Origin of the sequence: Aliagarivorans taiwanensis DSM 22990 (genome assembly GCF_000429505.1) — a bacterium.
Taxonomy (GTDB): domain Bacteria; phylum Pseudomonadota; class Gammaproteobacteria; order Enterobacterales; family Celerinatantimonadaceae; genus Aliagarivorans; species Aliagarivorans taiwanensis.
Genome location: NZ_AUBZ01000007.1, coordinates 76034 through 91536 on the forward strand (window position 1 = coordinate 76034; position 15503 = coordinate 91536).

10 protein-coding genes and 1 pseudogene are annotated in these 15503 nt (G+C 55.1%); 9 read left to right on the top strand and 2 right to left on the bottom strand.

The features are described from left to right. Positions 1–16: 16 nt before the first annotated feature. The 3 genes from G462_RS0106675 to G462_RS0106685 all read left to right on the top strand — a co-directional run bounded on the left by G462_RS0106675 (position 17) and on the right by G462_RS0106685 (position 5760). The gene (locus G462_RS0106675) at positions 17–2380 is read left to right on the top strand and encodes a glycoside hydrolase family 2 protein (protein ID WP_026958308.1); all 2364 of its coding nucleotides are present in this window, start codon (positions 17–19) and stop codon (positions 2378–2380) included. 94 nt (positions 2381–2474) lie between these two features. Further along, entirely contained in the window at positions 2475–2876 is a 402-nt protein-coding gene (locus G462_RS0106680) for a cupin domain-containing protein (RefSeq protein WP_026958309.1), read from the top strand. 34 nt (positions 2877–2910) lie between these two features. After that, positions 2911–5760, top strand: coding sequence for a beta-galactosidase (locus G462_RS0106685; protein ID WP_026958310.1), 2850 nt, complete (start codon positions 2911–2913; stop codon positions 5758–5760). A gap of 126 nt (positions 5761–5886) precedes the next feature. Here the strand turns inward: G462_RS0106685 and G462_RS0106690 are convergent, their stop codons facing one another. Next, positions 5887–6672, bottom strand: coding sequence for an IclR family transcriptional regulator (locus G462_RS0106690; RefSeq protein ID WP_026958311.1), 786 nt, complete (start codon positions 6670–6672; stop codon positions 5887–5889). 247 nt (positions 6673–6919) lie between these two features. On the opposite strand from G462_RS0106690, the gene G462_RS0106695 reads away from it, so the two are divergent. The 6 genes and pseudogenes from G462_RS0106695 to G462_RS0106725 form a co-directional block, all read left to right on the top strand. After that, positions 6920–8065 carry a CaiB/BaiF CoA transferase family protein gene (locus G462_RS0106695; RefSeq protein ID WP_026958312.1) on the top strand — a complete coding sequence of 382 codons (1146 nt, stop codon included), beginning with the start codon at positions 6920–6922 and terminating at the stop codon, positions 8063–8065. After that, complete coding sequence (locus G462_RS0106700) at positions 8062–9195, top strand: CaiB/BaiF CoA transferase family protein (protein WP_026958313.1); 1134 nt, start codon at positions 8062–8064, stop codon at positions 9193–9195. The genes G462_RS0106695 and G462_RS0106700 overlap by 4 nt, the downstream gene beginning before the upstream one ends. 3 nt (positions 9196–9198) lie before the next feature. After that, positions 9199–9972, top strand: coding sequence for an enoyl-CoA hydratase/isomerase family protein (locus G462_RS0106705; RefSeq protein ID WP_026958314.1), 774 nt, complete (start codon positions 9199–9201; stop codon positions 9970–9972). A 59-nt stretch (positions 9973–10031) separates the two neighbouring features. Then, entirely contained in the window at positions 10032–11501 is a 1470-nt protein-coding gene (locus G462_RS0106710) for an aldehyde dehydrogenase family protein (RefSeq protein WP_026958315.1), read from the top strand. Between the two features lie 151 nt (positions 11502–11652). Continuing rightward, complete coding sequence (locus tag G462_RS21945) at positions 11653–12849, top strand: ABC transporter substrate-binding protein (protein ID WP_035477010.1); 1197 nt, start codon at positions 11653–11655, stop codon at positions 12847–12849. Positions 12850–13209: 360 nt separating this feature from the next. Beyond that, positions 13210–13428: pseudogene (locus G462_RS0106725) on the top strand (SDR family oxidoreductase); the annotation flags it as partial. Between the two features lie 55 nt (positions 13429–13483). On the opposite strand, the gene G462_RS0106730 reads toward G462_RS0106725, so the two are convergent. Continuing rightward, complete coding sequence (locus tag G462_RS0106730) at positions 13484–15418, bottom strand: sensor domain-containing diguanylate cyclase (RefSeq protein ID WP_026958317.1); 1935 nt, start codon at positions 15416–15418, stop codon at positions 13484–13486. Positions 15419–15503: the final 85 nt, after the last annotated feature.

The following is a 15503-nucleotide window of genomic DNA, read 5'->3' on the forward strand; positions in this document are numbered from 1 at the left end:
AGGAAGTGTATTTGTAATGTCTCGTGAAATTCTGGATTTAAGTGGCTACCGCTGGCAGATGGAGCGCATGCGCCCCGGCCAAGGTGTAAAAGAAGGGCTGCATCTGCTACCTGCTGAGTATCAGGGCACCCACTTCAGCTGGAACTTTGGCGCGGTACCGGGCGATGTCTATACCGACCTGCACCGCTGTAACGAAATCGATGACCCTTACTTTGGCCGTAATATGCACCGCGCCAAGTGGGTGGCGGAATATGAGTGGTGGTACAGCCGTCGCTTTGAGCTGCCAAAAACCATGCAGGGCAAGAAGATCCGCCTGATCTTCGAAGGTGTCGACTACAGCTGTGACGTATGGCTAAACGGCCATCACCTGGGTCGCCACGAAGGCATGTTCTCTGAGTTTGAGTTCGATATCTCGGAAGTGGCCAGCTTTGAAGACTGGCGTGATGGCTCCAACATGCTGATGGTGAAGCTGGATCCGCCACCGAAGAACTACCGCAACTGTGGTGGTAAGAAGGTGAACTTCTCCGGTGACTACTTCTCAGGTCTGGTGCCATTTGGTATCTGGCGTCCAGTTAAAGTGGAAGCTACCGAGCAAGTGCGCGTGGACAATATCCGCACCGACATCACCGTACAAAGTGAGCAGCAAGCGACTATCGCCGCGACTGCTGAGGTGGTGAACCACAGCCAACAAGTGAAGCAAGTTACCTTGGTAGCCAAGGCCCAAGGCGCTAACTGCGACACCGAGCAAACCCAAGTGAGCCTAAGCGTTAGCCTGCAACCGGGTAGCAACAAGGTTGAGCTAAACATGGTGGTAGAGGACGCCAAGCTATGGTGGCCGTGGGATATGGGCGAGCAAAACCTGTATGACTTCAGCGTTGAGCTGGTCGACGGCGCAGTGTCTCTGGACGCCAAGGTTGAGACCATCGGTCTGCGTGAAGTGCAAATGGACTTCAACCCAGGCTACACCCGCGACGACAACGAGTTCCCATGGACCTTTGTGATCAACGGCAAGCGCCACTTCCTACGTAGCGCCTGTTGGGGCGGTCAGCCTTCATTCCTGTACGGCCAAAACAGCCTGAAGAAATACGAAGATCGTCTGGAGATGGTGAAAGAAGCCAACATCAACAACCTGCGTATCTTCGGCTGGCACCCACCAGAGATCCCAGACTTCTACCGCATCTGTGATGAGCTGGGTATTACCGTTTGGACCAACTTCACTCTAGCCACCCAGGCCTACCCGAAAGACCCAGAGTTTATCGAAGGGGTACTGCACGAGTGTGTGGAGACCGTGAAGCAACGCCGTAACCACCCCTCACAGATCTTCTGGATGGGCGGTGAGGAAGTATTCTTCTCTGGCGCGCACGAAGAGAGTGGTAACAAGGCGCTAATGGAAGTGATTGGTAAGTCGGTCAATGAGTACACCAACGTACCATATGGCCTAGCCTCGCCACTAAGCTCTGAGTCTGCCGTGAACATGGGCTTCAAGCCGCATGAATCGATGCACGCCAACGAGCACTACTACCAAGGCGGCGCAGAGTTTATGGAAGAGTACTACCCGGCTCTGGACTGCGCGATTATCCCTGAGCTAACCGCAGCCTCTGCACCGAGCATCGACAGCCTGAAGAAGTTCATCCCTGAAGATGAGCTATGGCCAATGGGCCCAAGCTGGGCTTACCACTGGGCCGACATCGATATCCTGATCAACCTGAACTACGAGGTGTTCGGTGACTATCGCATGGGCTCGCTGGAAGAGTTTGTGGAAGCCACTCAAATCGCCCAAGGCACGGTAATTCAGTTCGCGCTGGAAACCTACCGTCGCCGTAAGCCGAAGATGAGCGGTGTGGCGCTGTGTCACTTCATCACCCACGTGCCAGACATTAAATGGGGCGTGGTCGACTTCTACGGCGAGAAGAAGATTGGATTCGATTGGCTGAAACGCACCTACGCGCCATTGCTGCCTAGCCTGCACTTTGACAAGCGCCGCTGGTCAGCCGGTGAAGCCTTCAACGGCGGCCTGTGGATCATCAACGATTACCAGCACGGCTATGAAGGCCTAAGCCTGGAATGGCAGGTTGAGTACCAAGGTAAGCCTGTGGCAGAAGGCAAGGTGAGCGCCGATGTTGCCATCGACAGTGCCAAGCAGTTTGGCGCCATCGACTGGCAGCTACCGGCAGATGCCGAAGGTCAGTTCGAAGTTCGCCTAAGCCTCAAGTCAGCCGATGGCGAAGAGCTAAGCAACAACCACTACGTACTGTTGGTGGGCGATCAGGCACAAGCCAAGCAGAAGAGCCTGGAGTATCTGGCCGAGGCGCAAGCCAAGCTCGATAAGCACGGCCACTGTGTCTACCGCTACTGGCCGGAGATGTGGGAAAACCACTAAGCCGAAAATCAGCCGAAGCTCGTAAGAGCTTCGGCTTTATTGTTCATTCCACAGACTCACCTGAGAAAGCTCAGGCCTAAATAGGGAGAATTGAATGGTAAAACACATCCTAATGCGCACCACCGAACAAGGCAGTGAGCTGCTCGAACAAGCAGTCCCCAAATCAGAGCCCATAGCCCTTCCTCAGGCGAATGCTGAGCCAGCCCCATTAACTGGCTGGAGCAGCCGCATGGTGGAGGACATGGGTTTAAGCATGTTGAAGCTAACGATCACTGAGGATGCTGCCGAGTTCCCAATTCACAGCTCCGATGAGCCTTGGCTAGCTTACGTTGTGTGCGGGCAAGGCACCTTGTATAGCGGCAGCCATCAACAAGACAAGGGCACGGGTATCGAGTATCAGGCTGGAGATTACATCAGCTTTGAGGCAAATACCCCCCATGGGTGGCTTAATCGCGCTAACTACAGCGAAATACTCTTTGTAAAAAAATCAAAATAAACAAACTGTTAGGCATAAGGAAATAGGTATAACAATGAGAAAAACTCAATTAGCCATTGTGCTTTCAATGGTGCTTACTGGCACCTACGGTTGTGGCAGTACAACCAGTGACATGGCCTCTAGCCAAGACAATGTGAGCCAAAGCGCTGCAGAGCCTAGTTTTGAAGCTGGCTCAATGATGGAGAAGATCGTCGCCAGCCACGCCAAAGCTAAACTGATTAGCGGTGAGGGTGTTACCAAAGGCGAGCAAGCACTGCAAATCGATTTTGAAGCAGTAAGCGATGCTGACAAATACGTATACTGGCCGCACGTTCGTTTAAACCCGCAAGGTGCTGCATGGAACTGGAACACTAAGGGTGGCTTTACCGTTGATGTCACCAACCCAGGAGATTCTCCACTCAATATTATCTTTAAAGTGGCCGACCAAACCGGTTTGGCGGGCGCTTTTGAAAACCAGCTGAACTACGCAATTACCGTCAACCCTGGGCAGACCGAAAATGTCGAGATGGTATTTGATGGTACCAACCGCAAAATGCCTAACTACTGGGGCGGCGAAAACCTAAACCTGCGCGCAGTGGCCGAGCTACAGATATTCGTTCAAGGCCCAGCCGATGAACAGACAGCTATCATCGACAATTTTGAAATGTTCAATGCGACTGGTGACTTTATCGCCCAATCTAACTTAGTGGTAGACGCCGGCCCTATCCCAACCATTGAAACCATCAGCGACTTTGACACCATCAGCGCTTACGCTGCTGATCGCACCTTCCATAGCCGGGTAGAGCTGGTTAAGCGAGGTGACTCAAAAGGCTTGGACGTCACCTTTACCACCGAATCTGAGTATCCCAATGTCGCCTTCCGCGCAGCCCAACCTTGGGATTGGTCTGATAAAGGTGATATTAACTTAGGCTTCGATATCGAGAACCCCACCGATGAAGCAATCCAGATTTACGTGCGGGTCGACCAAGCTGAACACAATGCTTGGGGAGGTACCGCCGATGGCGTAAACGATTCAATGGTCAGCTACATGACTCTTGCGCCCAACTCCACCAGCACCTACTACATGCCACTGGAGCAGCTAACTGGCGACCAAGAATCAGGTATGCGCGGAGAGCCGCCTAAAGCCGGCTATAACGCCAAGCCTATCTCCTACTCTTGGGGTGAGGCTAATCTGAACAAAGATAGCATCTACACCATCCAACTATTCTTGATGCAACCGACCAAAGAGCATCGCATCATCGTTGATGAACTCCGCCTGGTGCCTAACCTCGCTTCTGACTCCAGCCGCTTTGCCGGCATTATGGATGAGTTCGGTCAGTTCACCGGTGCCGAATGGGATCTGAAAGTCCACGATGAGAAAGAGCTGATCGCCGACGCAAAATCTGAGCTAACAAACCTCGGTAAGGCTAAGCCAATGGCTGATCGCAGTAAGTTCGGCGGCTGGGCTGAAGGGCCAAAACTTGAGGCTACTGGCTTTTTCCGTGCGGAAAAACTTGATGATCAATGGGCGCTGGTCGACCCCGAAGGCCACCTCTACTTTATGACCGGTGTTGATAATATCCGCATGGTCGATACCTACACCATCACAGGTGTCGACTATGACGATGTAGCGACCCGCAGCAACCCTCAAGTTGGTTCTGAACTGCGCTATAACATGTTCGAGTGGCTACCTGAATACGATAGCCCACTGGCGGATGCCTACACTCACGTCCCTTACGTACACCGCGGTGCGATGGAAAAAGGCGAAGTCATCAGCTTCTACTGGGCCAACGTAATGCGCAAGTACCAAGCTCAGAGCAAGGAAGAAGCCGAGGAAATCTGGGATCAAGTTGCCATTGACCGTATGGTTGACTGGGGCTTTACCTCTTTAGGTAACTGGTCAGATCCACGCCTTTTCGACAACCAACGCGTTGCCTATGTTGCTCACGGCTGGATCCACGGACGCGATGATATGGCGCGGATCAGTAGCGGTAACGACTACTGGTGGCCAATCCCTGACCCCTTCGACCCAATCTTCAAAGAAGAAGCTCGCAAGACTGCAGAGGAAGTCGCATCACAAGTTGACGTAAACGACCCCTGGCTACTCGGTGTGTTTATGGATAACGAGATGAGCTGGGGTAACACCACCAACGAAGCCAGCCATTACGGTATCGCCATTAGCGCCCTGAGCTATGACGCCGAAGAAAGCCCAGTCAAAGCCGTGCTGGTTAAGCACTTCAAAGAGAAGTACCAAACCGTGGCCGCACTGAACGATGCCTGGGGCAGCGATGTACAGTCGTGGGATGAGTTTGCCGAGTCTTACGACTATCGCGGCCGCCTGAGCGCAGGTCAGAAAGCTGATTACGGCGACATCCTGCAGATGATCTCAGAGCAGTACTTCTCGATTGTTCAGGCTGAAGTGAAGCGAGTACTGCCAAACCACATGTACCTAGGCGCTCGTTTCGCCGACTGGGGACAGACTCCAGAGGTGTTGCGTGGCGCTGCGCCATACGTCGATGTAATGAGCTACAACCTTTACGCGAACAGCTTGGAGACCAAAGGCGATTGGAGCCTGCTGCCTGAGCTGGACCGTCCAAGCATCATCGGTGAGTTCCACTTCGGATCGCTAGACTCTGGCCTGTTCCACGGCGGTATTGTCTCGGCAGCTAACCAGCAAGAGCGTGGCGAGAAGTATGTTGAATACATGCGCAGCATCGTAGACAACCCATACTTTGTTGGCGCCCACTGGTTCCAATACACCGATTCACCAGCCACTGGCCGAGCCTGGGATGGGGAAAACTACAACGTAGGCTTTGTGACCGTTGCTGACCGTCCCTACACCGAGTTGGTAGAAGCGGCTAAACAGTTCAACGCTGACCTCTACCCTATGGCCTATGGAAAATAGAAAGGGTTATGGATAGCCAAGGGGCTTACCGTGAATAACTTCCAGTAAGCCCGACTCTTAGAAACTGAAAAGGGACAAGATCACCTACCTTGTCCCTTTTGCTACTTACCAAGAACAGGAGCAGCCCTAGCAGCCTAACTGTGTCGCAATCTTGTCAGCAGTTTGCTTAAGCAGCGCTATCATCTCTTGCTGCTCGATACTTGGGCCGCCACCAATCTGTGTGTTTAATGACGAAACGGCCAATGAAGCAATAATCAATCCTTCCGGCTCCCCTACCAACACAGCGGTATCGCACACCCCTTCAGTGAACTCACTGCTAGCAGTGTGATAGCCCTGCTCGCGTATTTCGCTAAGCTGGTCTAACAAGGCCTTCTGGCCGGTTTTGCTGAGCTTGGTGAAGTGCTCATCGCGCTCCAGAATCATATCGCGTACTTCCGAGTTGCTGTTGGCCAGCAATACCCGGCCGGAGGTGGTGGCGGTGGTAGAGAAGAGCGAGCCCTCGGCAATGCTAATCGACACCGGTCCGTGGCTGCGGGCGTGCACAATCACCATGGTCTGACTCTGGTAGAGCATGCACAGGTGGCAGGAGTGGCCGCTGGAAAATGCCAAGTCTTCCATGTGGGGGAGCGCGCATTGGCGCATCTTATCGATAGGAGAAATCCGTCGTGACAGGTTGTAGATCTTTAGCGTCGCTTGGTACTTGCCTGATAGCTCATCTCTAAGCAGATAGCCTCGCCCTTCCAGACTCACCAGTACCCGATAGATCTCGTTCGGGCTGCGTCCGAGGGCGGCGGCGATCTCGGTTTGCGAACGGGGTAGCTCCTGCGTAACCAGAAACTCCAGCACATCCAATCCCTTCTCCAATGCTGGAACCGCATATTTCTTCGACGCACTACTCTCCGTCGTTGTCATCTTTCTACCTTCTTACCTATTTGGTTTTTTGAACATCTTAACAGTGTTGCTTAATCATACGAAAATCCGATTGACATTTATATACAAATACCATATTCATATTTATATACAAATCAGATATACCTATGTGAATGAATATGGAAATACTTAAAAGCATGGTCTGGAGTCGCCTCACCAACAGCGGCAACCAGGAAGTACTGCTGGCTAAGCTGACCCATTCAGCGACTGCGTCGCGGGGTAATACCCTATGAAGCTGCCATTAGAAGGACTCACCGTTCTCGAATTCAGCCAATACCTGGCAGGCCCTTACGCAGGCCTGCGTTTGGCCGATCTGGGCGCTCGCGTGATCAAGGTTGAGCGCCCGAAATGGGGCGATGCCTGTCGCCAGCTGGCTACCAAAAACATGTGGGCCGACGGCGACAGCGTGCTGTTCCACACCATCAACCGCAACAAAGAATCGTTTGCCGCCAACTTGAAGGATCCTGAGGATCTGGCGCGAGTGAAAAAACTGGTGGCACAGGCAGACGTGCTCACCCACAACTTCCGCCCCGGCATCATGGACCGCATCGGTCTGGACTATGACACGGTAAAAGCCATCAACCCCGGTATCGTTTACGCCGAAGTCAGCGGCTACGGTAAGGTTGGTACTTGGCGCGACAAGCCCGGACAAGACTTGCTGGCACAGTCCTTCTCTGGCCTGGTGTGGCACTCCGGCGAAGGCGATCAGCCCCCGGTTCCGTTTGGCGTCGCGGTGGCCGATATGATGTGTGGCACTCATTTGGCGCAAGGGATTCTGGCGGCGCTGGTGCGCAAAAAGCGCAGCGGCGTTGGCGCGAAGGTTGAGGTTAGCCTGCTGGAATCGATTCTGGATATGCAGTTCGAAGGCCTGACCGCCCACCTGAACCTAGACAACCAAACCCCGAAACGCAGCCTTAGCAACAACGCCCACCCCTATCTGGGCGCTCCCTATGGCGTGTACCAAACCGCCGACGGCTTTATCGCCATCGCCATGGGCTGCATGAAGAAACTGGCCGATGCACTGGAATACCCAGCATTGGCGGCCTTTGAAGATCAAGACCGCTGCTTTGCCGAGCGAGATGAGATCAAACAGCTGCTGGCCGACTACCTGATCGAGCAGCCGACCCGCTACTGGCTGGATCGCCTGACCAAGGTGGATTTCTGGGCCAGTGAAGTACTGAACTACCAACAGCTGACCAGCAGCGAGGCCTACAAAGCACTGGATATGGAACTGAGCGCCACCCGCAAACCGGGCGTGGCCATTACCACCACCCGCTGCCCCATCCGCTTAAATGGGCAAGCGCTGAAATCTGAGAAAGGCGCTCCCGCTCTGGGCAGTGGCAACGCCGTTATCGAGAAGGAGTTTGGACTATGAGCCTTCCACTAAGCGGCATTAAGATCCTCGATTTTAGCCAATTTCTTTCCGCACCTTCGGCGACCCTGCGCCTGGCGGACCTTGGTGCAGAGGTGCTCAAGGTTGAGCATCACCAAAAGGGCGACTTAAGTCGCAGCATCTATGCCTCGCAGATCGATATCGCAGGCAGCTCGGCGTTCTATCAGGCAATTAACCGCGGTAAGCAAAGCCTGAGCGCGAACCTGAAAGACGCCGACGATCTGGCGCTGGTCAAGCAACTGATCCGCCAAGCCGATGTGGTGGTCAGCAACTTCCGCCCGGGGGTGATGCAGCGTCTAGGTCTGGATTTCGAAAGCATTCAGGCTATAAATCCTAACGCCATCTACGCCGAGATCAGCGGCTACGGCGCGACCGGTCCGTGGGCCGACAAGCCCGGCCAAGACCTGCTGGTTCAGGCGCTTTCGGGGGCATTGTGGATGACTGGCGCCGACAGCGAAGGCCCAGTACCGATGGGTGTGGCAGTGGCCGATATCCTGGCAGGCGCGCAGCTGGCCCAAGGCATTCTGGCAGCGCTGCTATGCGATGAAACCAAGCTGGTACAGGTGAGCATGCTCGAATCGATGCTCGACTTCCAGTTTGAGCCGCTGACCCTGTTCTACCAAGACGGCGAAGAGCTGAGCCGTGGCGAAGTTAACCCCGCTCACCCGCTGGTTGCCGCCCCTTACGGCCTGTATCGCACCACCAATGGCTACTTGGCGCTGGCGATGGGAGCCATCTCCACCTTGGCCGAGCTGCTCGATAGCGATCCGCTGCGGGTCTACCAAGACCGTGGCGAGTGGTTTGCCAAGCGCGATGAGATCAAGCAGGTACTGGCCGATTTATTGTCCACCAATACCACCGAGCACTGGCTGGCCATCCTTGAGCCGGCCGATATCTGGTGCGCCAACGTATTGGACTGGCAGCAACTGCTGGAGCACGACGGCTTTAAGGTGCTGGACATGGTACAAACCGTAGTGACCGGCCAAGGCGAGCGCTATCAGACTACCCGCTGCCCGATCCGCCTCGATGGCCAGCTGATCACATCCGCCCAAGGTGCCCCAACCTTGGGTGAGCACAATGCACTTACCAAAGCCAAGCTGCAGGAGGCTTAAGCCATGACATTGCAATACCGTGTAGATGGCAAGGTTGCCATCATCACCTTTAACCGCCCCCCAGCCAATGCCTACAACCTGGCGTTCTTTGAGCAGCTACTGGCACTGATCAATCAAGCGGAAGACAACGGCGACGTTGGCTGCATCATCATCAACTCCAGCAGCGAGAAGTTCTTCTGCGCTGGTGCAGATATCAAAGAGTTCCAAGCCAACAGCACCGCCGACAACCAACTGATGGTGGACAAGGCCCGCGAGACCCTGGCCGCACTGGATAACTGCAGCAAGCTAGTGATCGCTGAGATCGCCGGGCACGCCCTCGGTGGCGGCCTGGAGATTGCCTTGGCCTGTGACCTGCGCTTTGTTGCCGAAGGGCGTTATCGCTTCGGCCTGCCCGAGATCAAGCTAGGCCTGATGCCGGGCGATGGCGGCACCCAACGCTTTACCCGTCTGGTGGGTGTGGCCAAGGCCTTGGAGTGGCTGGCCAGTGGCGACAGCTTCAGCGTTGAGCAAGCCGAGCAAATGGGCTTGGTGAACCGCGTCTACCCCGTCGAGCAGCTTAGCCAAGCGACCTTGGAGTACGCCCAAAGCGTGGCCAAGGGTCCGCTGCTGGCGCTTAAGGCCACCAAGCAAGCGGTCTATCAAGGCGCAGCGCTGCCGCTTGCAGAAGGACTCAAGGTAGAGCAGCAGCTGTGTGATGCGCTCTATGACACCAAAGATGCCAAAGAGGGCTTCCTGGCATTCGTCGAAAAACGCGAACCGCGCTTTCAAGGCAAATAGGCAAGGGCAAATAGACCCCAAACCGAGAGATAACAGAACAAGATATAAGGGAACAAGACATGAACCAACCATCTATCCAACACTACCCTTGCTATATCAACGGCGAGTGGGTCAATGCTGCCAACGGTGCCACCTTCGAGGTGAGCAACCCGGCCAATGCCGAGGTGTGGGCAACCGTACCGGATTGCACCGAGCAAGACGTAAAACAGGCGCTGGAAACCTCACGTACCGCCCAGCTGGCGTGGCAGCAGTACCCGGCCATCGAGCGCGGCCGCTATATCCTCAAGCTGGTTGAGGTGCTCAAGCCCAAACGCGATCACTTCGCCAAACTGTTGGTGCTGGAACAGGGCAAAACCCTGGCTCAGGCCTATGGCGAGTTTGACGACACCCTAAACTACCTGACCTACTCCGCTGAAGCGGCGCGCCGCCTAGAAGGCAATATCTTCCCCTCAGACAACGCCAACGAGCAGCTGTGGATCCACAAGGTGCCCTACGGTGTCACCCTGGGTTTATGTGCCTTTAACTACCCACTGGCGCTGATTGGTCGCAAGGTAGGTCCTGCGCTGGTCACCGGTAACAGCATCATCCTGAAAGCCCACGAGGCGACGCCGGTTACCGCCTCTGAGTTCTGTAAAGCGGTGGAAGAAGCGGGCATCCCAGCCGGTGTAATCAACCTGGTTAGCGGCGCAGGCATCGATGTGAGTGCCCAGTTGGTCACCAGCCCACTCACCCGCCTGGTATCACTGACCGGTAGCACCCAGGCCGGCCAAGCCATCTACCGTTCATCGGCCGACAACGTAGCAGGCTTGGTACTGGAGCTGGGCGGCAAGGCCTCGTTCATCGTACTGGCCGATGCCGATGTGGAAAAAGCGGCTGAAGCGGCAGTGATCTCGCGCTACGCCAACTGTGGCCAGGTGTGTATCTGTAACGAGCTGGTGTTAGTTGCCGATGAGATCGCCGACGAGTTCACCGCCAAGGTTATCGAGAAGGCCAGTAAGCTGGTTGTGGGCGACCCGATGAAAGATGGCATCGACATGGGCCCAAGCGTTACTGCGCAAGGCCTTGAGCGAGTACATCGCCTACTAGAAGAGTCGGTTGCGATGGGTGCCAAGGTTGCACTCGGTGGCGGCCGCCCAGAGGGTGACCAGTTCGCCCAAGGTAACTGGTACGCGCCAACGGTACTGACCGATGTGACCCGCGATATGCCAGTAGCCAAAGAGGAGCTGTTCGCGCCGATTATGCCGATCATCCGGGTTAAGGATTACTTCGAAGCATTGGATATCACCAACGATCGTGAAGATGGCCTGTCGTCGTACTTGTACACCCAAGATATCGGCAAGGTGATGCACGCCATCGGCAATATGGAAGTGGGCACCATCTTCGTTAACCGCCAGATCGTCGGTTACGTGCAGGGCTACCACTCTGGCCATAAGCGCAGCGGCACCGGCGGTGAAGATGGGATCTACGGTATCGAGAACTATCTGCAAAAACGCGCGGTTTACCTCGCCTTTGATGCACCGAGCGCTTAACAAGCTTTTCACTGCTTAGCCAACGCTAAGCGGATGTACCCAAACAGACAAAACAGTTTGGGTGCGAACCGATCACCTTGTAGCAAAGTGCGTCACGGGTTCGCCTGTGGCGCCTTTTTTATGCAACGCCCTTTTATAGACAGGATTAAACATGATCAAACTGAAAGGAATGACCTGGTCCCATGACCGAGGTGTCAAACCCCTTATCGCCGCATCGGCCACCTTTAAACAGCAGCATCCCGATGTGGAGATCAGCTGGGACGCCCGCTCTTTGGCCGACTTTGAACTGTTCCCACTGGACCAGCTAGCCAGCGAGTACGATTTCATCATGATCGACCACCCACATATCGGTGTCGCCTATGAGCAAAACTTGCTATTGCCGCTTGAGAATCTGCTACCCGCGGAGTTTATCGAAGACCAAAAACAAAACTCAGTAGGCCAGAGCTTTGCCAGCTACACCTGGGAAGGCCGCCAACTGGCTTTGCCAGCCGACGCCGCCGCGCAAACCGCCGCCTACCGTAAGGATCTGTTAGACAAATACTCCCTACCGCTGCCGACCACCTGGAGTGACGTATTAGCGCTGATCGAGGCATTGGCAGCGGAAGGTACGGATGCACCAGTGATTGGCGTGCCGTTCGTGCCAGTACACGCCTACTCTAGCTTCTACTCACTGTGCTCGCAGATCTCCGGTGAGGTAGTCTGGAGTGACGGCTCCGATCTCGACCCAGCGGTGGGAGAGCAAGCCCTGAAGCTGCTGATCCAACTTCTGGATAAGGCCCACCCTGAGTCCTTCGATTGTGACCCAATCAATATGCTGGACAAGATGGGCAGCAGCGACGAAGTGGCCTATATCCCGCTGGTATACGGCTACTCCAACTATGCCCGCGAAGGCTACCTTGAGCACGTGGCAACCTTTAGCGATATGCCATCTGACACCGGCAAGCCCAGCGGCAGTATGATTGGTGGGGTTGGCCTGTCGATCTCCTCACAGTGTAAGCACCCGGAGATCGCCGCCAAGTTTGTGCAGATGACCGTGGCTGCCGAGTTCCAGAAAACCCAGTTCTTCGATGACGCCGGCCAGCCGGGTCACAAGGCAGCCTGGACCGCGCAGCACACCAACGATAACAGCAACGGCTTCTTTATCAACACACTAAAGACCTTGGAGCTGGGCTCGATGCGCCCACGCTTTAATGGCTACATCGAGTTCCAGGGCCATGCCGGTGAGCTAATCCGTGAGTTTGTGAAAAGCAAACGCAGCGACTATGCGGCGTTTGTCGCTGAGCTGAATCAGCTGATTAAGAAGGCGCGAGCGGAAGTGGCCGACGCACCAGCGGCAACTATTGCATAGCATAAGTGGATAATTTATAGTCATTTCATGAACATAATGATGATCGCATACCAGACACGATTTATATGCCCTCGGGAACCTCAAGGCTCGGGTGGCTTTGTCATATGATGTAAAACGGTGACAGTGTTGAATGCGGAAATCCCCCGGCCTCTTCCCGGGGGATTTTTGTATGTTCCGCTCCATTATCTAAATAGGAGCTAGGTATGCTTAATTTACTCAATCAAACTCAACTTGTTGCTTCCCTTTCCATCCCCGATCTCAGCGATCCCTTGCAGGCCCCAGAGCATGCGATGGGCCAACTGGCAACGGCCGCCGCCGAGGCGCTCAAACAGCGATGGCATTGCCCGCTGCATATTCTTCGCGCCAGCCGTGGTGAAAACGCCGATCTACGAAACCTTTATCGACCCCTCTGAGCTCGACCAAGCGCTGCAAGGCTTCGATGGCTTCCACCCCATCGGCCGTATTGGCACCCCAGAGGACGTTGCCAATAGCATCGTGTTCCTTCTGCAAGAGCAGACAGGCTGGGTCACCGGGGCGATTTGGGATGTGGATGGTGGCGTGATCGCGGGTAGAAACTAGCCCTGCGTAATCTCAGATAAACAGCCTTATCTTCATAGAGAAAAGATAAGGCTGATTAGCTGCTCTGCACCGTTTTACTCAGCGAAGGGCTGGTAATCACCTCGAAGCGCATATCGTTACGGCCATCGCTTTTCACCTGATACATCAGATCATCCGCCTTGGCCAACAGCTCCTGTAGCAGCTGCTCGGCATCTAGCTTGCTCACGCTCTGCTCATCGCATTGGTAGCGGGTTAGGTAGATCAAACCAAAGCTGGCGGTCACCTTGATCTCTTCTCCATGCGGGCCGGTCACCGAAATCGCACAGATTGCTTCTTGCAAGCGCTCGCTCAGCACCTTGGCCTGTTCTGGCTTGGACGCCTGTAGCAGCAAGGCGAACTCTTCACCGCCATAGCGACAGAGCAAGTCGGTTTGTCGGCAGGTCAGCTTGATCGCCTGAGCAATCGACTTGAGTACCTGATCGCCGGTGGGGTGACCATATTGATCGTTGACCTGTTTAAAGTGGTCGATATCAAACAACAGCAGCGACAAGGGCTGGTGGTAACGTAGCGAGGTGGACACTTGACGGGTGGCCAGCTCCATAAAGGCGCGCCGGTTTAGCAGCTTGGTGAGGAAGTCTTCCCGGGCCAGTTGCTTGAGCCGCTGCTCACTGGAGCGCAGCGCCTTGGTACGTTGCTCTACCTCCGCCTCCAGAGAGGCGGTCAGGCGGCGCAAGCGGCGCTGCTGTCGCAGGTCTTTGAGCAGGTACACCCCGAGTAGGGTGAGCGAGAACAGGCTCAGCCCCCATTGGCCGGTGCGACCAATCCAGGTGATAAAACCATGGGAGCTGAGCATATCCAGCAGCAAGGAGACAAACAGCACCACAATGCCAAACACCACCAACACCTGCTGGGCACCGCCATCAGGCAGCTTGACCCAACTCAGCCCCGGCTCGGCAGACGCAGCGCGTGCCGCTCGTAGAGGCTGAACCCAGCTCAAGGCCTTGCGACAACTGGCCACCAACAGCCCCAATACCAGCACGATAAACAGGCCATCGAACAGCGGGTAGGCGTTAATAAACACGTAGTCGAATACCAAGGTGGCAAATAGCACGCCAGCGGGAAACAGCAGGGAGATCTGAGCAATGCCACGCACTAAGCGGGAGCGATTGAGCTTCAGCCAAGCCACCACCACCCAAGATAAGAACGCCGGAATCAAGAAGTAGCTGAAGGCCGCGATATAGCGCCACACCAAGGGGGCGTAGACCACCTCTTGAGCCAGCTCGTTCTCCGCGAACATCATCAACGCCAGGTTGGTAGACAACAAGCCGGCCGATAGCGCCCCGCTGCGCTCTTGTTTGATCAAGCCCAGCAGGGTGACCAACAAGCCCACAATGGCAACAACGCCGATAAAGAACTGCCCCCACAGCCCGCGGTGATAGACCTGCGCCAACAAATCGGCCTTGTTGCCAATCAGCAAGGGACCAGACAAGCCGATCCACGCGTAGTTGGAATACACTCGAAAATACAAGGTGGTGGGCTCAAGCTGATTGACCGGGATAAGGTGCCAAGGCCAGCCCGCAAAGCGGCTGTTACCCTGCGCATCAAACTCGCCAAACTGGTAGCTTAGCTGGCCCTGCTCATACACTTGAGCGGTCAAATCAAAGCTGTTGGCAAAGATGTAAGGGTCACGCCAACGGCTGGCAGGCAGCTCCAGACGCAACCACAAGATGGTTTCATCACCCCGCTGAGACAGTGAGCCTAGGTCGGCAACCGCCGTCCAATGCTCCCCCTCAAAGGCCCAATTGCCGCCACTTCGAGGAATATCTCCCCAGTGATAGGACCAGCCGGATTCGATAAGCTCCGGCTTGGTGGTTAATCCATGCTTGGCAGAGCTAAAGCTGGAAAGCTCGGAGACAAGGGAGGGAGGCTCTGCTCGAACTGATGCGCAGATCAGTAATAGCAAACAACAAAAGAATCGCGTTCGAGCGGTCAAGCAGCCTTGGGTGTTCATAGTCTTCCGTGACAAGTAAAGCACATCGGGAATACGTATTCCCCGATGCTAGCAATCGCCCATAACCCGGGCGCAAATCAAAATG